Genomic DNA, 25,247 nt, shown 5'->3' on the forward strand with positions numbered 1-25,247 from the left:
TGCGTCAAATGGCACGGACGACCAGCACCATTGGGCACTTCGGGTGACAGAACGCCCCGGGGGTATCCAGGCCACGCTACGTTGCCACTTCATAGCGGAGAGCAGCGTCAGCCCCGCCGACGAGCCGGCGTGCGGGCCACCTGGTGAAGGGGAAGCGGTGGCCCGCACGCCAACCACGCCGCCCCGCGATTGGTCAGCGCTGTTGCACCGGCCGCCGCGGGTACGGAATCGGCAGATCCGGCGCCGGCATGTCGGGCCGCGGCTCATGTTTCGACCTGCTCACGGTCGCCTCCCTCGTGGTTGGCGATTTGCTCCCTGACAAGGTTGTCGGCGCGTCGGCGGGCGACCTTGCGCCCCAGGACGCGAAGGGACCAGTCCAATCACCGTATTGGCCCAAACGGCCCATGCGGGCCGCACTGCCGACCGTGACCTTGAGCAAGATCACCCGATCGTCTGGACGGGTGAGATGTCGACGGCCAGCCCACTTAGATTTGCGCTCGCAGTGGTCAAGTCGATCGGCGAACGCATGGCAGTGCCTGCCGAAGGGGTGGCCATGCTGGGGATCGCCCCCTCGGAGTTCGTGGTCGACATCGTCTACCGCCTCTCCGACGAACTCGCCGTGGAGTTCGAGGATGCCCGCCGACAGCAGCGGCTCGCCGAGGACGCACAACGCAAGGCCGCCACGGCGTCACGCAAGCTGGTCCAACACGTGCTCGCCACTGGGCTGTCCAAACGAGATGCCGCCCGGGTGCTCGGACTGTCACCGCAACGGATCAGCCAGTTGTCCGCCGAGCCCAACTAGAAATCACCGCTAGAACCGCCGACGCCCGACGCGGTACACCACGCCGACGCACGCAGCGCCGACCACAGCCGCCACCGCCACCTGCACGGCGACCGCCGGCGCCGACACGGGCGCGGTGTCGAACAGCAGATGCGCCATCGCCCCCACCGGCGGCAACTGGTTCGCCACCAGCAGCGCCAGTGCCACGCCCACCACCGCGACCAGCGACCACCCCGTGGTCGGGATCATCGGCCGCGCGCACAGCAGCCCCAGGCTGATACCGGTCACGGCGGCGATCACGTGCGCGACGAACCCGAGTGCCACGTCGGACACCGCGTACGGGTGATGGTGGATCAACGCCGGCACGAACGTCGCCACCAGCACCAGCCCGCCGTTGAGCACCGCCGCCGCCCCGACGAGACCGCCCAGCAGCCGACGCCACCCGCCCACGGCGGCCAGGGTGACGTGCCGCTGCACCGGGTCCTCGTTGTTGACCAGCACCACGGTCAGCCACGCCGCCAAGGGGAACAACGCCATCTCCGACACGCCGTAGGGCGGCCGGGGCGTGCCGGGATCGCCGCCGTAGAGAATGCCGGCCACGGCGAGGTACACGAACACCGGCGGCAGCCACCGCTGCGACTTGAACAGGTCGGCGAGCAGGTAGCGGATCACGCCATCCTCCGCACCGACTGCACACCGGGCAGCTGCGCCACCTGGTCGACCGCCTCCGACGTGCAGGTCACGACGAGCTCCACAAAACCGACCTCCGCCACCGGTCGAAGCTGCCCCTCGCTCATCTGGTGCACGGTCGCCCCCGGCAGCTTCGCCGCAGCGCCGGTGTGGTCGGTCACCAGCACCGTGGCACCGGATGCCGCCGCCTCGCGGACCAGCTCGCTGAGCACTGCTCGCGCGGCGACGTCCAGCCCGGCCCACGGCTCGTCCAGCACGAGAAAGCCGTCCGTGCAGCCGAACGTCTGGGTGATGCCGACCTTCTGGGCATTGCCCTTGGACAGCTCCGACATCGGCTGGTCCAGATCGCCGGCGAAGCCGAGCCGCTCCAGCAGCTCACTACGGGTGGGCAGCCGCCGGATCCGGGCGAAGTGCCGCAGGTAGGCCCGCGCCGACAGCCGCAGCTGGTCCGGGAACCGCTCCGGCAGGTACGACACCGATGGCGGCCGACCCCGGACGGCCCCCGTGCTGGGCACCGTGATGCCGGCGGCGATGCGCAGCAGCGTCGACTTGCCGCAGCCGTTCTCGCCGAGCACCACCGTGACCGTGCCGGGCGCGAGCTCCGCGTCGACGCCCCTGAGCACCATCGGCCCGCGGCCGTAGCGCATCCACACCCCGTCGACCGTGATCAAGGCCACCCCTCCCGATCACCGATCCTGGCACAGGTGATGAGAGATTCACGTGAGCGAGCTCGCGAAGCCCACCGTGGCCGACCCCCCTTGAAGCCGAATACAGGACAAGCGTACTGTTAAGCCCGAGCAGGGTCCGGCGGCGCACCCCACCAAGGTGCGCGACACTCGGTCCCTACGTTCCCGAACTGACCAGCGCCGTCGCACGATGGAGTTTGACGTGACTGCACCTGCGAGCAAGGACAGCTTCGGCGCCCGTGGCACGCTCACCGTCGGTGACGCCTCTTACGAGGTGTTCCGGCTGAGCGCGGTCGACGGCGCCGAGCGCCTGCCGTACAGCCTCAAGATCCTGTTGGAGAACCTGCTGCGCACCGAGGACGGTGCGAACATCACGGCCGACCACGTCCGTGCGCTGGCGAGCTGGGACCCGAGCGCGGATCCCGACACCGAGATCCAGTTCACCCCGGCCCGGGTGATCATGCAGGACTTCACCGGCGTGCCCTGCGTGGTGGACCTGGCCACCATGCGCGAGGCCGTCACCCAGCTGGGCGGCGACCCGGCCAAGGTGAACCCGCTGGCGCCGGCCGAGCTGGTCATCGACCACTCGGTCATCGCCGACATCTTCGGCCGGCCCGACGCCTTCGAGCGCAACGTGGACCTGGAGTACGAGCGCAACCGTGAGCGCTACCAGTTCCTGCGCTGGGGCCAGACCGCCTTCGACGAGTTCAAGGTCGTGCCGCCCGGCACCGGCATCGTGCACCAGGTCAACATCGAGCACCTGGCCCGCGTGGTGATGGTCCGCAACGGCGTGGCCTACCCGGACACCGTGGTCGGCACCGACAGCCACACCACCATGGTCAACGGCATCGGCGTGCTGGGCTGGGGCGTCGGCGGCATCGAGGCCGAGGCGGCCATGCTCGGCCAGCCCGTCTCCATGCTCATCCCGCGCGTCGTCGGCTTCAAGCTGCACGGCGAGCTGCCCGCCGGCGCCACCGCCACCGACCTGGTGCTGACCATCACCGAGATGCTGCGCAAGCACGGCGTGGTCGGCAAGTTCGTCGAGTTCTACGGTTCCGGCGTGTCCGCGGTGCCGCTGGCCAACCGCGCCACCATCGGCAACATGAGCCCCGAGTTCGGCTCCACCTGCGCCATCTTCCCGATCGACGGCGAGACGGTGGACTACCTCAAGCTCACCGGCCGCAGCGCCGAGCAGGTCGCGCTGGTCGAGGCGTACGCCAAGGAGCAGGGGCTCTGGCACTCCGACGAGCGCGAGCCGGTCTACTCCGAGAACCTGGAGCTGGACCTGGCCACCGTCGTGCCGTCGATCGCCGGCCCGAAGCGCCCGCAGGACCGCATCGAGCTGGCCGAGGCCAAGAAGCGCTTCCAGCAGAACGTGCGCGACTACGTCAAGGCCGACGACAACGTGGACGAGGAGCTGGACGAGTCGTTCCCGGCCAGCGACGCCCCGGCGCACAACGCGGCCGCCAACGGCGCCCGCCCGCGCAAGGTCGTGTCGGTGACCCTGGAGGACGGCACCGAGACCACGCTGGACCACGGCCACGTGGGCATCGCGGCCATCACCTCGTGCACCAACACCTCCAACCCGTCGGTGATGATCGGCGCGGCGCTGCTGGCCAAGAACGCGGTCGAGCGCGGCCTGTCCCGCAAGCCGTGGGTGAAGACCACCCTGGCGCCGGGCTCCAAGGTCGTCATGGACTACTACGAGAAGGCCGGCCTGACCCCGTACCTGGACAAGCTGGGCTTCAACCTGGTCGGCTACGGCTGCACCACCTGCATCGGCAACTCCGGCCCGCTGCCGGAGGAGATCTCCGCCGCCGTGCAGGAGAACGACCTGGCCATCGTGTCCGTGCTGTCCGGCAACCGGAACTTCGAGGGCCGGATCAACCCGGACGTCAAGATGAACTACCTGGCCAGCCCGCCGCTGGTGGTGGCCTACGCGCTGGCCGGCACCATGGACCTGGACCTGACCAGCGACCCGATCGGCGTGGACAGCGAGGGCAAGGACGTCTACCTCGCCGACATCTGGCCGTCCCCGCAGGACGTGCAGGACGTCATCGCCACCGCGGTGACCGCCGAGATGTTCACCAAGGACTACGCGGACGTGTTCGCGGGCGACGAGCGCTGGCAGTCGCTGCCGACGCCGACCGGCAACACCTTCGAGTGGGCCGCGGACTCCACCTACGTGCGCAAGCCCCCGTACTTCGAGGGCATGGCGCTGGAGCCGTCCCCGGTCACGGAGATCAACGGCGCCCGGGTGCTGGCGCTGCTGGGCGACTCGGTCACCACCGACCACATCTCGCCGGCCGGCTCCATCAAGGCCGACTCCCCCGCCGGCAAGTACCTCACCGAGCACGGCATCGAGCGCCGGGACTTCAACTCCTACGGTTCCCGCCGGGGCAACCACGAGGTGATGATCCGGGGCACCTTCGCCAACATCCGGCTCCGCAACCTGCTGCTGGACGGCGTGGAGGGCGGCTTCACCCGCAACTTCCTCGCCGACGGCGAGCAGACCACCATTTACGACGCGTCGGCCGCCTACATCGAGGCCGGTGTGCCGCTGGTGATCCTGGCCGGCAAGGAGTACGGCTCGGGCTCGTCGCGCGACTGGGCGGCCAAGGGCACCAGCCTGCTGGGCGTGCGCGCGGTCATCGCCGAGTCGTTCGAGCGCATCCACCGCTCCAACCTGATCGGCATGGGCGTGCTGCCGCTGCAGTTCCCGGCCGGCGAGAACGCCGCGTCGCTGGGCCTGGACGGCACCGAGACCTTCGACTTCGCCGGTGTCACCGAGCTGAACAACGGCTCGACCCCGCGCACGGTCAAGGTCACCGCGACCAGGGTGGACGGCGCCAAGGTCGAGTTCGACGCCGTGGTGCGCATCGACACCCCCGGCGAGGCGGACTACTACCGCAACGGCGGCATCATGCAGTACGTGCTGCGCAAGATGGTCAACAGCTGACCTGAGCAGCCCGAAGGGCCGTCGCCGGAATCCTCGGCGGCGGCCCTTCGCCGTGTCAGCGGGCCGATGATCACATCACCGCCGCGACGCCGGTTGTGCATACGCGCGCGCAGCGGACACGCATATCTGGAGGCTACTTCTACTCCATTCCGGCTATTGCGTTCGAGTTCCACGCCGGCACCGTCACCGAGATCGTCAGACTCACTGAGAAATCCGTGTACCGCCCGTAGCTACGGCCACCACGCCGTGGATAAGATCCGAAACGATCCACGCGCGGCGGGCATGTGGCGTGCATGGATACCCTAATCTGCCACATGCAGCAGGGAGTTGACCGTGGTCGGCGGCACGGGAATGCGGACTCAGCTGTCCATCGGGGAGTTGATTATCCACCTGCGGGGGCAACACGGGCTGACTCAGTACGAGTTGGCCGACCAACTGGCGGGGGTGTCCGGCAACGACGGGGTGACCAGGGAGGAGGTCTCGCGCTGGGAGCGCGGAAAGCGCATCCCCGGACCGTACTGGCGCAACTGGCTCAGCGAGGTGCTCGGCTGTCCCGCCGAGCGCTGGGAGAGCGCCGCGGTGGCCGCCCGGCGCTCGCGCAACATTCCGGACCAGCGACGCAAGAACCTCGACTGACTCCGCCGGTCAGGGCCGCCCTGCCCGCCCGACCGGCGCCGTGGCCCCGGCCGACCGCGGCCGGACCAGGCGACCGCCGGCACCTGGGCGACCGAACGAGGATTCTTGCCACGACAACAGGTGTCGTGCTCGCGACGCTGACGATCGCGACGCCGGCACACGCCACCGACAGCACCGTCACTCACATCTCCGCGGCCGTTCGAGTCACCGAACCGGCCGCCGGGCCGACCGGGTTCGTCGAGTTGGTCAACCACTCGGCGACATCGGTCGACCTCACCGGGTGGGCCGTACGCAGGCACACCTGAGGCAGCGCCGCCACGCTCGCCGGCCCAACCCTCGATCCCGGCGCGTTCCCGCTGGTCGTCGGCGTCGACTTCGGCGGCACAGTCACCACGCACTTGGTGGTCCCGCGCATCGACGGATCGGGCGTGGACTGGTCGACGCGGGCGGCAACATCGTTGACGCGGTCGACTCAGTCGAGGGGTCCGACTGCGCTCGTGGTCGTCCGGCGCCGCGCCGCGCGAGCGGACCAACGGCGCGCGACGCTGCCAGCGACAACACCTTCGACAATGCCCGTGATTTCACATGTCGTTCACACACACCGGACGAACACAACAATTGATTCGCCGAACAACATCACACAGCATTCGGTGTAACGCGCGCAAAACTGGCCCCTTACCCAAAATTTACAGACGTCGCAGGATGGATCCGGAGGCCGGCAATTACGACCCGACGCCTCGAAATTGCCGACCTCATCCATCACAAGTCTGTGAAAGGGAAATGAAATGCGTCGATTGCTGAACGGCGCCGCCGCGCTGGTCATCGCCGGACTCGCCGTGACCGCCGCGGGCGTTCCGAGTGCGACGGCGGCGACCAACACCCCGGCGACGCCCAAGGTGTCGCAGACGGTCGTGGTGAACGAGGTCGCGACCGTCGGCCCGAACGGCCCGCTGGACGAGTTCGTGGAGGTCCGCAACGTCAACAACTCCCCGATGGACCTGAGCGGGTGGCAGCTGCGGGTCTACAACGCCGCCAACCGGACGGTCGCCACGATCGTGGTGCCCGCGGGCATCGTGCTCTCGCCGAGGGACAACATTGGACAGTTCCTGGTGCTGACCGGCCCGACCTTCGGCGGCACGGTGGCCGACCCCACCAACGTGCTGCCGCTCGCGGTGCCCGGCACCACCGTCGGCATCCCGGACAACGGCGGTGTCGCCATGTTCAACCCGAGCGGGATCAAGACTGACGGCGTGAGCTTCTCGACGACCGCGATCACACCGCGCGAGGGCACCCCCGCCACCCCGCAGAGCCAGGCGACCGCAGTGCTGGGCGCGTCCTCCGCACGGGACATTCTCAGCACCGACACCGACAACAACCGCCAGGACTTCTCCTTGCACCAGAGGACTCCGGGCGCGATGAACTGATCGGCTCCACCGGGGCCCGGGTCGTCCGATCGGATGACCCGGGCTTCGGCCTGCGTGGCGTCGTGTCGCCACCGACGACCACGCGCCGCAGGAAGATGTACCGTCCGTAACCGAAGGACCTCATTCTCTGGGCACGGTTTCCCTGTTCCCGGTGGCACACCCTGCCGTGCGCCGGAGAGTGAGGTCTCGATGATCCGAACCGTTCGCATCCTGCTGACCACGGCACTGCTCGCGCTGCCACCGGTCGCGGTCCTGTCGCCGCCGGCGGCCGCCACGCCGACCACCGCGCCACGACCGGTGTCCCACCGGGTGACGTTGATCACCGGCGACGTCGTGGACTACACCGATCTGGGTGGCGGGCACCACACGCTGTCGGTCGAGCCGGCGGCCGCGCCGGACCGGGCGGGCGTCGCGTTCCAGACGATGTCCACATCGGACGATTCCTACGTGTTCCCCACCGACGTGGTGCCCGCCATCGCCGCGGGCGAGGTGGACCGCGCGCTGTTCGACGTCACGGAGCTCGTGCGCGAGGGCCTCGACGACGCCTCCGCGCGCAGCCTGCCGGTGATCGTCAGCTATCCGGCGCGGACCATGCTGCCGGCGGCCGCACCGCCCGCGGCCCAGCAAGGCGTCGCGATTCCCGCGCTGCCGGCACGGGGGATGCGGGTGGACCGGGCGCACGCGGCCGACTTCTGGCGGGCGGTCGCGCCGCCGGCCGGTGCGGCGAAACCGGCGCTGGGCATGGGAATCACGCACATCGCGCTGGACCGCAAGGCGCACGTCACCCTCGACCAGAGCGCGCCCCAGGTCGGCGCGCCCGCCGCCTGGGCGGCCGGTCTGGACGGCGCCGGCACCACGGTGGGCATCGTGGACACCGGCATCGACCTGACCCATCCGGACCTGGCCGGCGCCGTGGTCGCCGCCGCGAACTTCACCACCGACCCCGGTGTCACCGACAGCTACGGCCACGGCACGCATGTGGCGTCGATCATCGCCGGCACCGGCAAGGCGTCCGGCGGCCGGTACCGGGGCATCGCGCCGGGCGCGAAACTGGTGATAGCCAAGGTGTTCGACGCGTCCGGGTCGGGCACCGACTCGCAGGTGATGGCCGGTATGGAGTGGGCCGCCGAGCACGGGGCCAAGGTGATCAATCTCAGCCTCGGCGCCGGGCCGACCGACGGCACGGACGACATCAGCCGGCTGGTGGACCAGCTGACCGAGCAGACCGGCGCGCTGTTCGTCGTCGCGGCGGGCAACAGCGGTCCAGGTGACCTGTCGGTGGAGGCACCCGGGGCGGCGGCCGACGCACTCACCGTCGGCGCGGTGTCCAAGCAGGACGCCCTCGCCGCCTTCTCCAGCCGGGGACCGCGGCTGGGTGACGCGACAGTCAAGCCGGAGATTGCCGCGCCGGGGGTCAGCATCGTCGCCGCGCGGGCGGCCGGCACCTCGATGGGCGACCCGGTCGACGACTACTACACCGCCGCGTCGGGCACCTCGATGGCGACGCCGCACGTCACCGGGGGCGCGGCCATCCTGCTCCAGCAGCACCCCGACTGGACGGCGGCGCAGCTCAAGCAGACCCTGGTGAGCAGTGCTCATGACGACGGGCTGGCCTGGTACCAGCAGGGCGCGGGTCGGCTGGACATCGCCCGCGCGATCAGCCAGCCGGTGAGCGGCACCGCCACGGTGAGCTTCGGCCGGACACCCCGTGCCGGCGCCGTGCAGCCGAAGCTCGTCCGCACCCTCGGCTACACCAACCGGGGCAGCAGCCCGGTCACTCTCACGCTGTCGGTGTCGGCCAAGGCGTGGACCGGCAAGCCGGCCACGAACTTCACCCTGGGCACGACTTCGCTGACCGTGCCGGCGAAGTCCACCGCGACGACCACGCTCACGGCGGACCCGAACGCCGGTGATCCCGGTGTGTACGGCGGCATCGTGACGGCGACCGCCGGCGGCACGGCTGTGCGGACCGTCATCGACATCTACGACGCGCCCATGATGCACCCCGTCACCGTGCACGTGCTCGACTCCGCCGGCAATCCCGCCGCCAGCGGGCTGGTGCAGCTGATCAGCGACACCGCGGCCACCACGCTGGGCAACGACCCGTACACCGAGCAGCCGGGCTATCTGCTCACGGTCTCCGGCGGCACGGCCACCGCGCAGGTTCCCGCTGGGACCTACTCCGCGCTGGCGACGGTCACCGAACAGGGGTTGACGTCCCGGCGGTGGACCGCCCTGTCGGCCGCAGAGGTGAGTGTCAAGGCGGGCACCGACATCACTCTCGACGCCCGGTCCGCGGTGCCGGTGACGGTCAGCGCCGCGACACCGACCGAACAGCGCGACCGCATGGTGGCGCTGCGGCGTGCGCTGCCGTCCGGGAGGGGGTCCGGATACATGGCCGAAGTGGCGATCGCCGCCGGCGCCAAGGACTGGCGTGTCTACGCCACCCCGGCGCCGGCCACCCACAACGGCGTGATCAGCTTGCAGGACACCGACACCTTGCAGACAGCCGCGGTCGATCTCCGCGTCGGGGCCACGGCGCTGCATCCCCTCTACGACTCGTACAGCATGCAGGCCAAGTGGTCGGGCGACCGTCAACTGCCGGTCGTGCCGGTCGGTTCCGACTACAGCGTCGCCAAGGGCAAGGTCGCGCTCGTGCGGATCCCGGAGCCGGCCGGGTCGTCCGGCGCGGCCGCCGTCGCCCTGGTCTCGGCCGCCGCCGCACAGGCCGCGACCGCCGCGGCGCAAGCCGGCGCGGCGGCGCTGGTGTGCTATGTGGACAGTCCTGGGGCGCTGCCGGTCGCGGGCGTCTCCAGCGCGTCCCTACCGGTGCTCGCGCTGAGCCGCGACGAGGGCGCCGGGCTGTGGAACCAGCCGGGCGTGATCACGCTGACCGTGCGGCGGAGCCCGGACGCCATGTACGACCTGAGCTATCTCGATCCCAACGGAATCGATCAGAATCAGGCGCGGATCGCCGATCCGCACTCACTGGTCGCCATTCCCACTCGTTACCACGCGGAACTGCCCGGACTGACCGCCACCAAGCAGTGGTACGCCTTCCCGACCGGCCGCTGGGTGACCGAATACCAGGCCGGCGTGAAGATGCCCGTCCCCGGCGCGTGGACCGAATACGTCGGGCCGGGCGACGACCTGACCGTGTGGAAACGCGCGGTGACGCTGTCCGCGCCCCAGGGAGCGCTGACCATGTACGCCCTGGACCGATATCGAGCCGGCGAGACCGGACGTCCGGCCGAGGACTGGTTCCAGGCGCCGATGCACAGCAGTGCCCCGGAGCTCACCCCGGACAACCCGGCCCGCTATCCGGACGTCGGCGCCGCCTGGCGGCAGACCTGTGCGGGCTGCCGGGGTGGCTCCGACCCGGACATGTTCGTGCCGAACCTCCAGTGGTCCGACTCCGCGCCCGGCCACGTGACCAGCCCGTTCGACAACGGCGCGTACTTCACGACCACCACCGCGCACCTGTACGCGGGCGCCACCGAGATCCCCAGGTCCAACGCCTCCGACCCGTACGCGCTGTTCCCGGTCTACGAGCTGTCGGCGCAGCCGGGAACCTACCGGCTGGACGTCACCGACGTGCTGGCGACGCCGCCGGTCGTCGGCGCGGCCAGCACGGCCCTGTTCCGCACCGCCACCAGGGTGGACACCAGTTGGCGGTTCGCCTCGGCCAGGTCGAACAACCCGCCGCCGACCGGCTACGCCTGCCTCACCGGCGCGGCGTGCTCGTTCCAGCCGCTGATCGGGCTGAACTACCGGTTCGGTCTCGGGCTCGACGACACCGCGCCGGCCGGGCGGCCGTTCACCTTCCAGCTGACCGCCGGCTCGCACACCGGGGCGGTCGGCGCCGGGCCGGTGCTCGGGGTCCGGGTGTCGTACTCGACGGACGAGGGCACGACCTGGAACCAGGCCACCGTGACGCCGTCCGCCGACGGCAAGGTCTGGTCGGTGGTCGTCGCCGACCCGACGGCCGGCTTCGTGTGGCTGCGCACGCAGGCATGGGACAGCGCGGGCAACACGGTCACCCAGACCGTGCAGCGGGCGTACCCGGTCAGCGCCGCCGGCTGACCGGCACCGTCACCCAGCCCCGGGCGGCCGCGCGCAGACCGGCCTGGAAACGGGTGTCGGCGTCCAGCGCCGCCATCAGGGCGTGCAGGCGGCGCTGGAACGTCCGGTAGCTCAGGCCCAGCTGCTTGGCGATGCTGCGGTCGGGCATGCCGGTGGTCAGCAGGGCCAGCAGCCGCTTGTCCTGTTCGCTGGGCACCCCGTCGCGCGGACTCGACGGGGTGCCCAGCAGCGCGAGCGGCACCGCGTCCCGCCAGAGGATGGTGAACAGCGCCGCCAACGCGGTCAGCAGCGCCGACTGCTGCACCACGACGGCGCTCTCCATCACGGTGGGAGTGGCCCGCAGCGGGATCAGCCCGAGCGAGTCGTCCGCGATGATCATCTTCGTCGGCGCGTCGGCGATCACCCGGGCCTGCTCGCCGAGTTCCAGTCCCGCCTCCAGGTCCGTGTGCAGGTCGTGCAGCGTCAGCCCCTCCCGGTCGTAGATGCCCTGCACGGTGACGCCCCGGGTGAGCAGCTCGGCCTCCACCGGGTGCAGCGAACTCTGCAGCTGCGCGTAGGGCGGCTTGTCGATGAACCGCACCGTGTGCCGGGCCCCGCGCATCACCTGGTCGGCCCGGCGGGAGATCGCCTCGGCTCCGTGCACCACCTCGACGAGGTCACGCGGATGCCGGTCGGCGGTGGCCGCGCGGTAGCTCTGGGCCAGCCGCTCGGTCTGCTGCCTGGCCTCGACCAGCTGCCGTTCCACCGCCAGCAGCAGCGGGACCATGGCGAGGTCCGGGGACACGGCGGAGTAGCGCACCGGGGTCTCCGCCTCCAGCGCCACCAGCCCCAGCCGGCGCAGCGTGCGCAGCCCGGTGCGGACCTGCGCCGGTGACAGCCGCGAGCTGCTCCGGATGGTGGACGCGGTCATCGGACCGCCGTCGATCACCAGTTCGTACATCAGCAGTTCCGCCGCGCTGAGCCCGATGATGTCCGACATGCCGGTATGGTCCCGCACCCCGGCGGCGGCTTGACCGCCTTCACGCCGCGTGCGACGGTGATCGGCGTTCCGCCGCCCCGGACCCTGTGAGGGTGGGCGTTGTCCTTCAGACGGTTGACACATTCACTTTTCTGCGCGGCCCTGTTGTGCGTGCTGCCCCTGCCGGCCGCACACGCGCGCGGCGTCGAGAACCAGACCACGTCGGGTGGCCTGGCTCCGATGCAGGCCAACGGCGTGGCCTCGACACCACAGCTCGGCTGGAGCAGCTGGAGCTTCGTGCGGAACAACCCGACCGAGGCGAACATCGAGGCGCAGGCCCGCGCGATGCACGACAGCGGGCTCGTCGCGCACGGCTACACCTACCTCAACATCGACGACTTCTACTACCTGAACCCGTCGACCACGGTGGACGGCGGCGGCCGCTGGGCGATCGACCCGAACCGCTTCCCGCACGGCATGGCCGCGGTCGCGAACTACGTGCACGGCCTCGGTGAGAAGTTCGGCATGTACCTGACGCCCGGCATCCCGGTCGCCGCGTACAACCAGAACACGGCGATCGAGGGCACCTCGTGGCACGCCCGCGACATCGTGTCCGACACCAGCAAGTACGAGACCAACTACAACTTCGGCAACGGCTCGATGTACTACATCGACTTCGCCAAGAACCCGGCGGCCGCGCAGGCGTTCCTGAACTCCTGGGCGAACCAGCTGGCGTCCTGGGGTGTCGACTACATCAAGCTCGACGGCGTCGGCGACTGGGACATCCCCGACGTGCAGCACTGGTCCCAGGCGCTCAACCAGGCCGGGCGGCCGATCCACTTCGAGCTGTCCAACTCGCTGGCGCTGTCGGACGCCGCGACCTGGAAGCAGTACGCCAACGGGTGGCGGATCGAGGGCGACGTCGAGTGCTACTGCAGCACCCTGACGAACTGGAACAACGTGTCCCAGCGGTTCGGCGACCTGCCGAACTGGACCGACTGGGCGAGTGCGGGCGGCTGGAACGACCCGGACTCCCTGGAGATCGGCGGCGGCAACACCGGCCTGACCGCCGATGAGCGGCGCACCGCCATGACGCTGTGGGCGGTCACCGCCTCCCCGATCACGTTGGGCACCGACCTGACCGCGCTCACCGCCGACGACCTGTCGCTGCTCACCAACGACGAGGTGCTGGCCGTGGACCAGCGCGGCAACGCGGCCCGGCCGGTGGACCGGCTGACCCAGACGCAGACCTGGGCCACCGGCAACGCCGACGGCAGCTACACCGTGGCACTGTTCAACCTCACCGGCTCCACCGCGACCGTCACGGCCCGCTGGAGCGACTTGGGCTTCGGTGGCGCCGCATCGGTGCGGGACCTGTGGACGCACACCGATCTCGGCACCGCCACCGACACGTTCAGCACCTCGCTGGCGCCGCACGCGTCGCGGTTGCTGCGGGTCGTGCCGTCCGCCGGCTTCCACTACACCGGCATGTACTACACGGTCGGCAACGCCAACGGCGCGCTCGACGTGACGTCGTCCGCCGACGGTTCCGCCGTTGTGCAGCGCGCCGCCAGTGGCGGCACCAGCCAGCAGTGGCAGGCCGTGTCCACCGGCGCCGGCACCGTGAAGCTGGTCAACCGGAGCTCCGGCCGGCTGCTCACCGTGCCCAACGCGACACCCGGTGCCGCGCTTGTGCAGTCCCATGACACCGGCGCGGCCGCCCAGTGGCGGGTGTCGTCCGGCGGGGCCATCACCAGCGCCCAGAACGGACTTGTGGTCGGCGCGGCCAACGGCGCTGTCGTGCAGGCCGTCGGCACCGGCTCGGCAGATCAGCAGTGGCAGCTCACCCCGATCGTCGACGCCGGCACCCGCTACAAGCTGGTCAACCTGAACAGCGGCGGCCGGATGGACGTCGACAACGACTCCACCGCCGACGGGGCGAACGTGTTGCAGTGGGAGGACAACGAGCGCTCCGACCAGCTGTGGACCCTGTCCCCCGCCGGCAACGGCCTGTACACCATCACCAACGTCAACAGCGGCAAGCTGCTCAACGTGCCTGGCGCGTCAACCAGTCAGGGCACCCAGCTCATCCAGTACCACGACGACGGCAACGCCAACTCCCGCTGGCGTCTGGTCGACGCCGGCCCCAACCGTCTCAAGATCGTCAGCGCCTCCAGCGGCCTCTCGCTGGACGCCTACAACAACTCCCTTACCGACGGCGCGGCCGTCATCCAGTGGTCCGACAACGGCGGCGCCAACCAGAAGTGGACCCTAGTGCCCGCCAGCTGACCGTTCGCGAGTCCCGCTCTCGGGCCTTGGCGCCCGAGAGCGGGGCTCGCCCTGCCCCACACCGCAACTCGCCCCGACGCTGAGCGGGACTCGCGGCGTCAGCCGGCCAGCACCGAGTCGCGCAGCTGGGTGAGCACAGCCAGGCGGTTGTCGGCGAGGATGCGGCGGGTGGTGAGGCGGTCGGGGTAGCAGCGCATGAACATGCTGGTGAAGTGGGTGCCGTAGTGGATGGCGTCGTCGGGGTCGCCGCCGCGGAAGGGCCGGAGGGCGGCGGTGAAGTCGGGTTCGTGGAAGTAGGCGATGGAGTAGCGCTCGCGCGGAGCGAGTTTGACCTTGTGGGGCGTGGAGAGGAGTTCGCCGCCGGTGAGGAACTGGAGGATGTCGCCGGGAAACACGGTGAAGGTGCTGGGGACGGGATCGACGAGGTGCCAAGGGGCTTCGTTCTCGAAGGCGCCGGCGGAGCTCTCGTGGTCGAGCCAGTTGCGCGGGCGCTTCTCGCCGACGACCGGGGGCCGGACGTAGAGGCCGTCGCCGACGTCGTCCTGGGTGGCGATGACGAGCATGCCGTAGTCGGTGTGGGCCCCGATGCCCCGGTTGGTGGCGGCGGACCGGGCCGGGAAGCGCAGCACCCGCATGTGGTGCCAGCCGTTGGTGGCGAGGTCGATGAGGGCGTTCATGTCCGGCAGGCCGAGGCCGAGGGCGGTGAGCTTGAGGATCTTGTCGCCGACGAGCCCGAACTGGGACATGAGGGCGGCCATCACGTCGCGGTAGATGGTGTCGGGCCACGGGACGGGGCCATGGCACGGCCAGCCGGCGCGCACGCGGGGGTCGGTGCCGGGAATGTCCCGGCAGACGGTGAAGATCTCCGAGAAGTCCTGCTCGCCGGCGGTCACCTCCTCCCCCGAGGCGACGTAGCCGGCGTAGGTGAGGTCGCTGACGAGGTTCGCCTTCTCGGCCGGCGGCAGCGCGAAGAAGCGCCGGCTCTCCTTCAGGGCGGCGGCCGTGATGCTGTTGGCCACGCCACCGGTGGCGACCTGGAAGATGCCGTCGGACTGCCAGGTGCGCACGAGTTCGACGCCCAGCGAGATGTCCCAGATCGAACCGGTGACCTCGGTGGGCAGCTGGAAGGTTCGAAGAGTGGTCATGGCGGCCACACGGTCGTGCGGACCCGAACGGTTCGACGGACCGCCGACACCGGGTCGAAAGATACGGCGCCGCGCCCGACGGGGTGGCCGTCGGGCGCGGCGGGCGGTGGGCGTTATTCGGCTCGGGAGAGGGAGACGGCGAAGCGCTGGGCCTCGTCGGTCCACCAGTGGGCCAGGGTGAAGCCGGCGTCGGCCAGCTCGGCGGTGACGCGCTCGTGGCGGAACTTGGCGGAGATCTCGGTGCGCAGCTCCTCGCCGGCGGCGAAGTCGACCTCGATGCCGGCCTCGGGGAGGCGGACGTGCATGGGGCGCAGGGCCCGCAGGCGCATCTCGATCCACTCGTTGGCGGCGTCCCAGACCGCGACGTGGGCGAACGAGTCGGGGTCGAAGTCGGCGTCCAGCTCGCGGTTGACCACCCGGAGCACGTTGAGGTTGAACTGGGCGGTGACGCCCTGGGCGTCGTCGTAGGCGGGCACCAGCACGCCCGGGTCCTTGACGAGGTCGGTGCCGAGCAGGAGCCATTCACCGGGCTCCAGGACCTCGCGGATGGAGCCGAAGAACTTGGCGCGCTCGGCGGGAAGCAGGTTGCCGATGGTGCCGCCGAGGAAGGCGATCATCCGCGGACCGTCGCCGGGCAGCAGGGCCAGGTGCTCGGTGAAGTCCCCGACGACGGCGTGCACGGACAGGCCCGGATACTCCCCGACGATGGTCTCGGCGGCGGACCGCAGGGCGCTCTCGGAGACGTCCATGGGCACGAACTGGCGCAAGGATCCGTTGGTCCGCAAGGCATCCAGCAAGGTGCGGGTCTTGTCGGACGAGCCGGAGCCGAGTTCGACGAGGGTCCGGGCCCGGGTCACGGCGGCGATCTCGGCGGCGCGGGCCCGCAGCACCTCCCGCTCGGCCCGCGTGGGGTAGTACTCGGGCAGCTCGGTGATGCGCTCGAACAGATCGCTGCCCACCGCGTCGTAGAACCACTTGGGCGGCAACGACTTCAGCGGACCGGCCAGGCCGGCGCGCACGTCGTTGCGCAGCGCGCGGGCCATGTGGTCGGCGGTGAGGTGGTTTTCCACTACCGGGTTGGTCATGGTTCCTGCCGTCCTGGATCCAGGGGTCGGATGTCCACAGTGGTCTTGGTGGCGAACACGAGGCTGTGGTCGGGCACGGCGACCCACGCCGGGTCGTCGTCGATCGGCTCGGAGGCGACGGTCACCGCGCCGGGGCCGGGCCGCACCCACAGGGAGTGCCACCAGGCGGTGGCGACGAGCAGTTCGTCGTTGCCCAGCAACAGGTTCAGTCGCGAATCGGGTGCGGCGACGGCGACCTCGAGCATGACTGCCTCGATGGCGTCGACGGGTTCCTGCCCGGCCCGCAGCCGGTGCCGGACCAGCGCCCACAGCAGCGCGGCGTCGGTCGGGGCGTCCAGCGTGATCAGGTCGGTCACGGGCAGCCGCTGCGCCAGCAGCGCCACGCTGTCCGGCCAGCCGCGCACGACACCGTTGTGGCTGAACAGCCAGCGCCCCTCGGCGAAAGGGGCGTTGGCCGTCTCCACCACCGGCATGCCGACGGTCGCGGACCGGGCGGCGGCGACCAGGGCGGTCACCCGTGTCGCCGCGGCCAGCGAGGCGAACGCGGTGTCGGTCCACATCGGCACGGCGCGCCGGTAGCGCACCGGGTCCTTCTCGCCGGGCGTGAACCAGCCCGCGCCGAACCCGTCGGCGTTGATGGTCCCGCCGTGCCTCATGTCCTGGGGCGCGTACGACTGGCGCAGCAGCGAGTGCGGCGGTGCCAGCAGCAGCTCGGTCAAGGGCACGGCGGGGCCGAGATAACCCAGATGGCGGCACACCGGCGTCAGTCCTGCCGGTGGTCGCGGGCGCACCGGAAGCCGGCGAAGATCTGCCGCCGGATCGGATGGTCCCAGTTGCGGAAGGTGCCACGCACGGCCGCCTTGTCGGTGCCGAACGAGCCGCCTCGCAGCATCCTGTAGTCCCCGCCGAAGAACACCTCGGAGTACTCCTTGTACGGGAACGCCCGGAAATCCGGATACGGCTGGAAGTCGGAGGCGAGCCACTCCCACACGTCGCCGATCAGCTGCCGCACGCCCAGCGGCGACTCCCCCGCCGGGTACGCGCCGACCGGGGCCGGCCGCAGGTGCCGCTGGCCGAGGTTGGCGTGCTCGGGCGTCGGGTCCTCGTCACCCCACGGATAGCGGCGCGACCGTCCGGTGGCCGGGTCGAAGCGGGCCGCCTTCTCCCACTCCGGCTCGGTCGGCAGCCGCTTGCCGGCCCACGCCGCGTACGCCTCCGCCTCGAAGTAGCAGACGTGCACGACCGGTTCGTCCAGCGGAATCGGTTCCACCGCACCGAATCTGGTGCGCACCCAGTGATCGCCGTCCCGCTGCCAGAACCTCGGGGCGACCAGGTTGGCCTCGTTGCGGTAGGCCCAGCCGCGTTCGCTCCACCAGCGCGGGTCGTCGTAGCCGCCAGCGTCGATGAACGCCAGGTACCGCCCGTTGCTGACGGGCGTGGTGTCGATCCAGTACGAGTCGACGTGCACCTGATGCGCGGGCCGCTCGTTGTCCAGCGCCCACGGCTCGATGGTGGTGCCCATCTGGAACGGCCCGCCGGGCACGAACACCTCGGCCGGCAGCGGCGCGGCGGGCGCCGCGGGCGGGTTGGGCGCGTGCAGCACGGGCGCGCCCTTGCGGAGCTGATGGGTCGCGAGCATGGTCTCGTCGTGCTGCTGCTCGTGCTGCACGATCATGCCGAACGCGAAGCCGTTGTCGACCAGCTCGCGGCCTTCCAGCGGCGTGCGGTCCAGCACGTCGAACACCTTGTCCCGGACCTCCCGCACGTAGGCGCGGGCCTCGCCCGGGTTGAGCAGCGGCAGCGCCGGCCGTTGGGCGCGCGGGTGCTGGAACGCGTCGTACAGCTCGTCGATGTCCTGGCGCACCGGCTCCCGGCCGCCGACGTCGCGCACCAGCCAGAGCTCCTCCTGGTTGCCGATGTGCGCGAGGTCCCACACCAGCGGGGACATCAGCTTGGAGTGCTGGCGGACCAGGTCGTCGTCGTCCACGGCGTCGGTGAGCAGGGTGCTGCGGTCACGCGAGCGCCCCAGCGCCTCGGCGATGGTCGAACGGAGATCGAATGTCGTCACAGCGTCTTGCCTCCAAGCTTCGCGGTGGCCGTCGCGAGCCGGCGATCGAGGCTGTCGATCACCGGTTCGGACAGCTCCGGCGGCAGGCCGAGCCGATGCGTGTTGCGCAGGCCCAGCTCCAGTGCGGCGGCCGCGGCCGCGGCGACCCTGGGGTCGTCCAGGCCGTCCCGGGCCGCGGGCAGCCAGCGCCCGGCGGCGGGCGCGGCCGCGTCCAGCACGGCGTCGACGACGTCGTCCGCGCTGAACAGGGCGATGAGCAGGGCGACCGCCGGGCTCCAGTCGTCGGACGGCTGGGAGTCGAGGTAGCGCACCTCGAAGTAGCCGCGCGGCCGGACCGGCGTGAACATCGTGCTCAGGTGGTAGTCGAGGTCCTCGGTCGTGGGCACGCCGGGCAGCGCGCCCCCGATCCAGTCGGCGAACGTGATGTCGCCGGGCACGTCCCAGCTGTCGCCGCCATGCCGGAAGCAGATCATCGGCGTGTCCAGCACCCGCCGGGCCCAGCGGGCCGCCGGGTCGTCGCCGGTCTCGCCCGGGCTGCTGCGGGCGGGTTCGGCGCCCAGCACCACGCGGGTGCGGACCGAGGCCCACCCGGTCGGCTCGCCGGCCAGTCCCGACGAGTTGGCGAACGCCGCCAGCAGCGCCGGACCCAGCGCGTGCAGCGCGTTCCAGCGGTTGGCGACCTGTCCCGCCTCGCCCGTGTCGAGGCACACCTGTAGGCCGGCGGTGCTGCACATCATGGCGACGCCGTCGGGTCCCAGCCGGTCGTAGCGGGAGTTCATCGCCGCGTACCGCGGGGTGTCCAGCACCCGCCGCGGGGGGCGATAGGGATCGGCGCCGGCCGTGCCCAGTTCCAGTCCTTCCACCGCGAGCAGGTCGGTGAGCTGCGCGATGTCGGTGGAGACGGAGGTGAGCAGGTCGGCTGTGGTCGTCTTGGGCGGAGTGGAGATCTCCACCTGGCCACCGGGCTCGACGGTGACAGGGGAACCACCGCGAAGCGGCAGGTTCGGGCTGTCCGGCCGGAGCGTGGCGGGGGCGTGCGGCCCCAGGGCTCTAGCTAGCACTTCCTGGTCGAGCGGCTGACATCGGTCGTGCGCGTGGTGCACCGTCCACTCGATCTCAGCCCCCACGTACCGCGGTGGCCCGTGCTTGAAGCAGACCGAGGCCACGTAGGCCTCGGCCCGTTCACGGTCCCGGAGTAAGTCGGGCGCCGGATCGGCGGCGGGAGTAACACTGACGGTAGTCACCGTTACCACCCTTCGTGATCGTCGTCGTTCCGACGCTACACGTGGGGTCTGACAATCGCACGACATCCCAGGTCAGGACGTCGATCGTTTATCCCTTCTTAAGGACTCGCCGACCGTCCGTGCCGCCCCGCCTGCCCGAGGTGACAGCGCCCCCGATCGAGGGACAGCACCGCGCATCGCTCGGCTGGGGACTGTCGTGCCCACCGACCGGCTGCCACGGTGGTCACCGCGCACGACACAGCTCGCGATCTGGGGAAGACATGGCGAAACACGAGGACAAAACCGATCAGGACGGGGCGCGGCCGCCACACGGACCGCGCGGAAGCCCGAAGCCCGACGCGGACAAACCCGACCGGAAGCACGGCAAGTGACGACACAACGAGATCTTGTCGCCGGGCTGAGCGCCGCCGACAAGGTGCCGGCGGCCTGGGCCATGGCGTTCGCGTCGGTCGATCGCGGCGCGTTCGTCCCGGACCAGATGTGGTGCGACGACGAGCACGGCCGATTGCGTCCCATTGACCGGGGCACAGCGCCCGATCTGTGGGCCGCCGCGATCTATTCAGACATTCCGATCGTCACTCAGCTCGACGACGGCCGGGTCGGATGGCCCGACGTGAGCCCGCTCGTGACGAGTTCCGCTTCGCAGCCCAGCGTCGTCCTTGCCATGCTCGCCGCCCTGGACGTCCAGCCGGGCGACACGGTGCTCGAAATCGGCACCGGCACCGGATACAACGCCGCACTGCTGGCCCAGCGGCTCGGCGGCGAGCGGGTGACGACCGTCGAACTCGATCCTGTCCTGGCCGAACAAGCACGACTGTCACTGGCGAAGGCCGGTGCCGGAGCTGACGTCGTGTGTGCGGACGGGGCCGCAGGCTGTCCCGGGTCAGCGCCCTATGACCGGATCATCTCCACGGCGGCCGTGCTGATCGGGCAGATCCCGTACGCGTGGGTGAGACAGACCCGTCCCGACGGTCGGATCATCACCCCGGCGGGCACGTCCTTCCACAACGGCGAACTGCTCGCGCTGATCGTCCACGACGATGGAACGGCCACCGGCCGAATCGTGAACAACGCGTCGTTCATGCGACTTCGCGACCAGCGCACGCCACTGGGGGCGGCACGTCTGTCCACAATGGTCGACGAGTCGTCAGCCACCATCGAGTCCGGCACAGCGATCAGCCCGGACGATCTCGCGTTCGACGACGACTGCGCGTTCGTCGTGGGATTGTCGCTGCCCGGCGTCCAGTCGTCGGTGTGGTGGGACGACGAGCATCCGGGGACGTTCGAGGTTCTGTTGTTCGACGTGGCCTCGGAGTCAGCCGCGACGGCCGTGGCCGAAACCGGTGCGCGTGGCGATCGGTATCCGGTCAGGCAATACGGACCGCGCCAATTGTGGGACGAGGCCGAGGCGGCTCATGCCTGGTGGATCGAGCACGGCCGGCCGGCCCGACACCAGTTCGGCCTGACGGTGACCGCGCACCGCCAGCAGGTGTGGCTCGACGACCCGGTCAACCAGGTCCCCATGCCGATGTGAGCCGTAGCCACGGACAAGGAAGGCCCGGAAGGTGTTTCGGGCTGACCCGAGTCGGAGGATTCGAGTCAGCCCCGAAGGCGCTGGAATCAGCGGCGGCGCAGGGTGAAGTGGGTGTGGCGGGGGCGGTAGGTGGTGCTGGCGGTGGGCTCGGGGTCCTCGTGCACAGGGGTGATGGTCCAGGAGCCGAAGAAGGTGGCGACCATGATCATCATCTCGGTGAAGGCGAAGGACTCGCCCACGCACTTGCGGACGCCGGCGCCGAAGGGGAGGAAGGCCTGGCGGTGCATGGCGCGGGCCCGGGAGGGCAGCCAGCGGTCGGGGTCGAAGGCGAAGGGGTCGTCGAAGTTGCGGGGATCCATGTGCTCGGCGTACGGGCTGAACATGACGTCGGAGCCGGCGGGGATGGTCACGCCGTCGATCTCGACGTCGACGGTGGCGTAGCGGGTGAGCAGCCAGGCGACGGGATAGCGACGAAGGGCCTCCTGCACGACGCGGGAGGTGTACTCGAGCTTGGGGATGTCCTCGTAGTCGATGCGGCGACCGGCCAGGACCAGGTCCAGCTCCTCCTGCATGCGGGCGCGGATGTCGGGGTGCTGGTGCAGCGCGTAGGCCATCCACAGCATCATCGTCGCGGACGTCTCGGTGCCGGCGACCATGATGCTGCGGACCTCGTCGTGCAGCTGGGTGTCGGTCATGCCGTTGCCGGCGTCGTCCTGAGCCATGATCATCATGGACATCAGGTCGCCATGGTCGACGCCACCCTGCCGGTACGAGGCGATCACGCCGTCGACCACGGTGTGCAGCTTGCGCATGGCGGCGTCCTCGCGCAGCTTGGGCGGCAGCGGAAGCTTGTGCACGAAGGAGATCGGGATGAACGCCCGCCGCCCGACGCCGTTGACGATCACCTGCATCACGGTCCGCACCTCGGCGGCGGTCTCGGTGTCGGAGACCCCGGCGAACAGGCACCGGGTCAGCGCGTCCATGGTGGCGATGTTCATCTGGTCGTCGAAGTCCACAGTGGACCCGTCGGTCCAGCCGTCGGCGATCTCCCGCGACACCTGGGACATCACCTCGGTGTAGCGGGCCATCCGGCTGTGGTGGAACGCCGGGTTCATCAGCGGCCGTGACCGGCGGGCCTGCTCCCGGTCGCAGCCGACCAAACCGTTGCCCAGCAACGGCTTGGACTGCTTGAACAGCGGCCCGCCCTTGTCGAAGCAGTGCGACTTGGAGATCAGCACCTCCTTGACCAGGTCGGGTGTGCTGATCAGATAGGACGGTCGCGGACCCAGGTTGAACCGGACCACACCACCGGTGTCGCGCAGCTGCTCGACGAACGACAGCGGCCGGCGGAGAAGATCCATCGCGTGGCCGAGCAGCGGCAGCCCACCCGGCAAGACGTTGATCGACATCTGCTGTCCTGTCCACTAGACGGCCAGTCACAGCTGTGATATCACGGCCCGCCGGGACCCGAACCCAAACGCTGGCATAGCCCCCGTGTTTGGCCACGGGGGCTATGCCAGCGAGTCAATCCGTGCTACAGGGCGGCAGAACCACTACGGGAACTTCAGCCGCACGATGACGTTGTCCAGCACGTCCGGCGTGCCGCCGTTCTTGTCGTTGTTGGTGGAGGTCACCCACAGGCCGCCGTCGGGCGTCTTGACGACGGTGCGCAGCCGGCCCCACTTGCCCGCGAAGATCGACTGCGGGGTGCTGGTGCCGGTGCCGGCCGAGTTGATCTGCGCCACGTACATCCGTTCGCCGGTGACCGCGGCGACGTAGATCCAGTCGTTCACGATCTCGATGCCGCTCGGCCCGCCCTGCGCGGTGGGCCAGGTCTGCTTGGGCGCGATGTAGCCGGCGCAGTTGCCCTGGGTGCCCTCGCACGACGGCCAGCCGTAGTTGCCGCCCTTCTTGATCAGGTTCAGCTCGTCCTGGCTGTTCTCACCGAACTCGGTCTCCCACAGCTGCCCCTTGGAGTCCCAGGCGATGCCCTGCGGGTTGCGGTGCCCCATGCTGTAGACGTACCGCGCGTTGCCGCCCGAGGAGTAGAACGGGTTGTCGGTCGGCGCGCTGCCGTCCGCGTTGAGCCGCAGCACCTTGCCGTTGAGCGAGTTCTTGTCCTGCGCGTTGGCGCCGTCCTTGGCGTCGCCGGCGGTGGCGTAGAGCTTGCCGTCCGGGCCGAAGCGCAGCCGGCCGCCGTTGTGGTACCGGTTCTTCTCGATGCCGGTCAGGATCGGCGTCGACGTGGTCGACAGCTTGCCGTCCTGGTAGGTCATCCGCACGATCCGGTTGTCGTTGGCCGCCGTGTGGTCGATGTAGATGTAGTGGTCGGTGTTGTAGTTCGGCGACACCGCGAGGCCGAGCACGCCACCCTCGCCGTTGGTGGTCACGGCGCCGGGCACCTTGCCCAGCACGGTCACCTTGCCGTCCAACGTGACCCGGTCGATCTCGAACCGGTCCCGCTCGGCCACCAGCGCCGAGCCGTCGGGCAGCCAGTCGATGCCCCACGGCAGGTCCAGCTTGGCGACCGTCTTGTCGAACACCGGGATGCCGCCCTTGCCGCCGGGCGCGGCGGTGGTCACCGAGACCGCGTTGCTGGCCGCGGAGGTGTTGCCGTCGGGATCGCGCGCGGTGACCGTGAACGTGTACTTGGTGCTGGGGCTGAGATCCGTGACCGTGGTGCTGGTCGAGTTGGTGGTGGCGACCTTGGTGGCGCCCTGGTACACGTCGTAGCCCGCGATCACGCCGCCGTTGTCGGTGGACGCGTCCCAGGCCAGCGCGGCGCTGTCCGCGGTGACACCGGTGGAGCGCAGGTTGCCCGGCACGGTCGGCGGGGTCTTGTCGTTGCTGGGCGGCGTGGTGAAGGTGACCACGTTGCTCTGCTGGGACGCGTTGCCGGCGGCGTCGAACGCGCCGACCGAGATGTCGTAGGCGGTGTTGGGCGTCAGAGTGTCCACAGTGGCCGACAGCGTCTTGCCGTCCACGGTCTTGAGCACGTTGCCGCCGCGGTTGATCTCGTAGCGCACGACGCTGGTGTCATCGGTGGCCGCGCCCCAGGTGAAGTGGGCGGTGGTCGGGGTGATGTCGCTGACCACCAGGTTGGTCGGCGGCGTCGGCGGGGTGGTGTCGACGTTGTTCGGCGTCACCGTGAGGTTGTCCAGGTTGGGCCCGCCGTTGGCGGTGGTGGCGGTGGCCCGGACCTTGTTGCTGCCGGCCGTCAGGTTGACGGTGGTGGTGGCGGTCTGCCACGTCGTCCAGCTGCCGGTGGTCGGGAAGGACAGGTTGCTGACCGCCTTGGTGCCGTTGACGGTCACGTCCATCGGGCGGTTGTCCGGCGCGTCGAAGGCGTAGCGGAAGTCCAGCCGCGCGCTGCCGGCGGTCGGCGAGTTCACGGTGAACTCGACGTAGCTGCCGGTGACGTTGGTGTAGTCGACGAAGCCGGTTCCGGTGTAGCCGGTGTGGTTGGTCGCCACGGTCCCTTGAGAGATCGTCGCGCTCTCGGCCTCGTAGACCGTGCCGGCCTTGGGCGCGGCGGTCGCGTTCGGCACGGCCACGGCGAGCGCGACCGCCGCGGCCAGGCCACCGGCGAGCGCGAGCCGCCATCGGGATGGGGGTGCCACTGTTCCTCCCACAGCAGGGGTGTCAGGTGGCGGCGGAACGGAGCG

General features: G+C 70.2%; 18 protein-coding genes. 8 read left to right on the top strand and 10 right to left on the bottom strand.

The features are described from left to right. The first annotated feature begins 553 nt into the window (after nt 1–553). Entirely contained in the window at nt 554–802 is a 249-nt protein-coding gene (locus tag JJ691_RS21535; protein WP_211770521.1) for a hypothetical protein, read from the top strand. A gap of 9 nt (nt 803–811) precedes the next feature. Here the strand turns inward: JJ691_RS21535 and JJ691_RS21540 are convergent, their stop codons facing one another. Both JJ691_RS21540 and JJ691_RS21545 read right to left on the bottom strand, forming a co-directional pair. Beyond that, complete coding sequence (locus JJ691_RS21540; RefSeq protein WP_211770522.1) at nt 812–1,453, bottom strand: hypothetical protein; 642 nt, start codon at nt 1,451–1,453, stop codon at nt 812–814. Beyond that, the gene (locus JJ691_RS21545) at nt 1,450–2,142 is read right to left on the bottom strand and encodes an ATP-binding cassette domain-containing protein (RefSeq protein WP_249228098.1); all 693 of its coding nucleotides are present in this window, start codon (nt 2,140–2,142) and stop codon (nt 1,450–1,452) included. Before JJ691_RS21545 ends, JJ691_RS21540 begins: the two co-directional genes overlap by 4 nt. 205 nt (nt 2,143–2,347) lie before the next feature. Between JJ691_RS21545 and acnA the strand changes: the two genes are divergently transcribed. The 5 genes from acnA to JJ691_RS21570 all read left to right on the top strand — a co-directional run bounded on the left by acnA (nt 2,348) and on the right by JJ691_RS21570 (nt 11,259). After that, nucleotides 2,348–5,116 (top strand): aconitate hydratase AcnA, encoded by a 2,769-nt coding sequence (acnA, locus tag JJ691_RS21550; RefSeq protein WP_211770523.1) that lies wholly within the window; start codon nt 2,348–2,350, stop codon nt 5,114–5,116. A gap of 333 nt (nt 5,117–5,449) precedes the next feature. Then, nucleotides 5,450–5,752 carry a helix-turn-helix transcriptional regulator gene (locus JJ691_RS21555; RefSeq protein WP_306291386.1) on the top strand — a complete coding sequence of 101 codons (303 nt, stop codon included), beginning with the start codon at nt 5,450–5,452 and terminating at the stop codon, nt 5,750–5,752. Nucleotides 5,753–5,877: 125 nt separating this feature from the next. Continuing rightward, entirely contained in the window at nt 5,878–6,057 is a 180-nt protein-coding gene (locus tag JJ691_RS21560; RefSeq protein WP_211770524.1) for a hypothetical protein, read from the top strand. Between the two features lie 480 nt (nt 6,058–6,537). Beyond that, complete coding sequence (locus tag JJ691_RS21565; protein ID WP_211770525.1) at nt 6,538–7,176, top strand: lamin tail domain-containing protein; 639 nt, start codon at nt 6,538–6,540, stop codon at nt 7,174–7,176. Nucleotides 7,177–7,365: 189 nt separating this feature from the next. Further along, complete coding sequence (locus JJ691_RS21570; RefSeq protein ID WP_211770526.1) at nt 7,366–11,259, top strand: S8 family peptidase; 3,894 nt, start codon at nt 7,366–7,368, stop codon at nt 11,257–11,259. Here the strand turns inward: JJ691_RS21570 and JJ691_RS21575 are convergent. Beyond that, complete coding sequence (locus JJ691_RS21575; protein ID WP_211770527.1) at nt 11,243–12,238, bottom strand: helix-turn-helix domain-containing protein; 996 nt, start codon at nt 12,236–12,238, stop codon at nt 11,243–11,245. The two genes, JJ691_RS21570 and JJ691_RS21575, sit on opposite strands and share 17 nt — an antisense overlap. Before the next feature lie 114 nt (nt 12,239–12,352). Between JJ691_RS21575 and JJ691_RS21580 the strand changes: the two genes are divergently transcribed. Beyond that, nucleotides 12,353–14,506 carry an alpha-galactosidase gene (locus JJ691_RS21580; RefSeq protein ID WP_211770528.1) on the top strand — a complete coding sequence of 718 codons (2,154 nt, stop codon included), beginning with the start codon at nt 12,353–12,355 and terminating at the stop codon, nt 14,504–14,506. A gap of 98 nt (nt 14,507–14,604) precedes the next feature. Here the strand turns inward: JJ691_RS21580 and JJ691_RS21585 are convergent, their stop codons facing one another. From JJ691_RS21585 to JJ691_RS21605, 5 genes are all read right to left on the bottom strand, one after another. Then, on the bottom strand, nt 14,605–15,651 hold the full coding sequence (locus tag JJ691_RS21585; RefSeq protein WP_211770529.1) for an isopenicillin N synthase family oxygenase: 1,047 nt from the start codon (nt 15,649–15,651) through the stop codon (nt 14,605–14,607). A gap of 113 nt (nt 15,652–15,764) precedes the next feature. Next, a complete protein-coding gene (egtD, locus tag JJ691_RS21590) occupies nt 15,765–16,736 on the bottom strand; it encodes an L-histidine N(alpha)-methyltransferase (RefSeq protein WP_211770530.1) in 972 nt (323 codons plus the stop codon). Beyond that, nucleotides 16,733–17,494, bottom strand: coding sequence for an ergothioneine biosynthesis protein EgtC (gene egtC / locus JJ691_RS21595; RefSeq protein ID WP_211770531.1), 762 nt, complete (start codon nt 17,492–17,494; stop codon nt 16,733–16,735). The genes egtD and egtC overlap by 4 nt, the downstream gene beginning before the upstream one ends. A 5-nt stretch (nt 17,495–17,499) precedes the next feature. Beyond that, the gene (gene egtB / locus JJ691_RS21600) at nt 17,500–18,804 is read right to left on the bottom strand and encodes an ergothioneine biosynthesis protein EgtB (RefSeq protein ID WP_211770532.1); all 1,305 of its coding nucleotides are present in this window, start codon (nt 18,802–18,804) and stop codon (nt 17,500–17,502) included. Continuing rightward, nucleotides 18,801–19,970, bottom strand: coding sequence for a glutamate-cysteine ligase family protein (locus JJ691_RS21605; protein WP_442912779.1), 1,170 nt, complete (start codon nt 19,968–19,970; stop codon nt 18,801–18,803). Before JJ691_RS21605 ends, egtB begins: the two co-directional genes overlap by 4 nt. A gap of 274 nt (nt 19,971–20,244) precedes the next feature. On the opposite strand from JJ691_RS21605, the gene JJ691_RS21610 reads away from it, so the two are divergent. Continuing rightward, nucleotides 20,245–21,582, top strand: a complete 1,338-nt coding sequence (locus tag JJ691_RS21610) for a methyltransferase domain-containing protein (protein ID WP_249228101.1) — start codon at nt 20,245–20,247, stop codon at nt 21,580–21,582. A gap of 86 nt (nt 21,583–21,668) precedes the next feature. Here JJ691_RS21610 and JJ691_RS21615 read toward each other — a convergent pair whose 3' ends face one another. Both JJ691_RS21615 and JJ691_RS21620 read right to left on the bottom strand, forming a co-directional pair. Continuing rightward, nucleotides 21,669–22,991: a cytochrome P450 gene (locus JJ691_RS21615; RefSeq protein ID WP_211770534.1), complete on the bottom strand. Its 1,323-nt coding sequence runs from the start codon at nt 22,989–22,991 to the stop codon at nt 21,669–21,671. Between the two features lie 144 nt (nt 22,992–23,135). Continuing rightward, entirely contained in the window at nt 23,136–25,202 is a 2,067-nt protein-coding gene (locus JJ691_RS21620; protein ID WP_211770535.1) for a PQQ-dependent sugar dehydrogenase, read from the bottom strand. Between the last annotated feature and the right edge of the window lie 45 nt (nt 25,203–25,247).

The sequence above is a fragment of the Kutzneria sp. CA-103260 genome (assembly GCF_018263855.1).
Taxonomy (GTDB): domain Bacteria; phylum Actinomycetota; class Actinomycetes; order Mycobacteriales; family Pseudonocardiaceae; genus Kutzneria.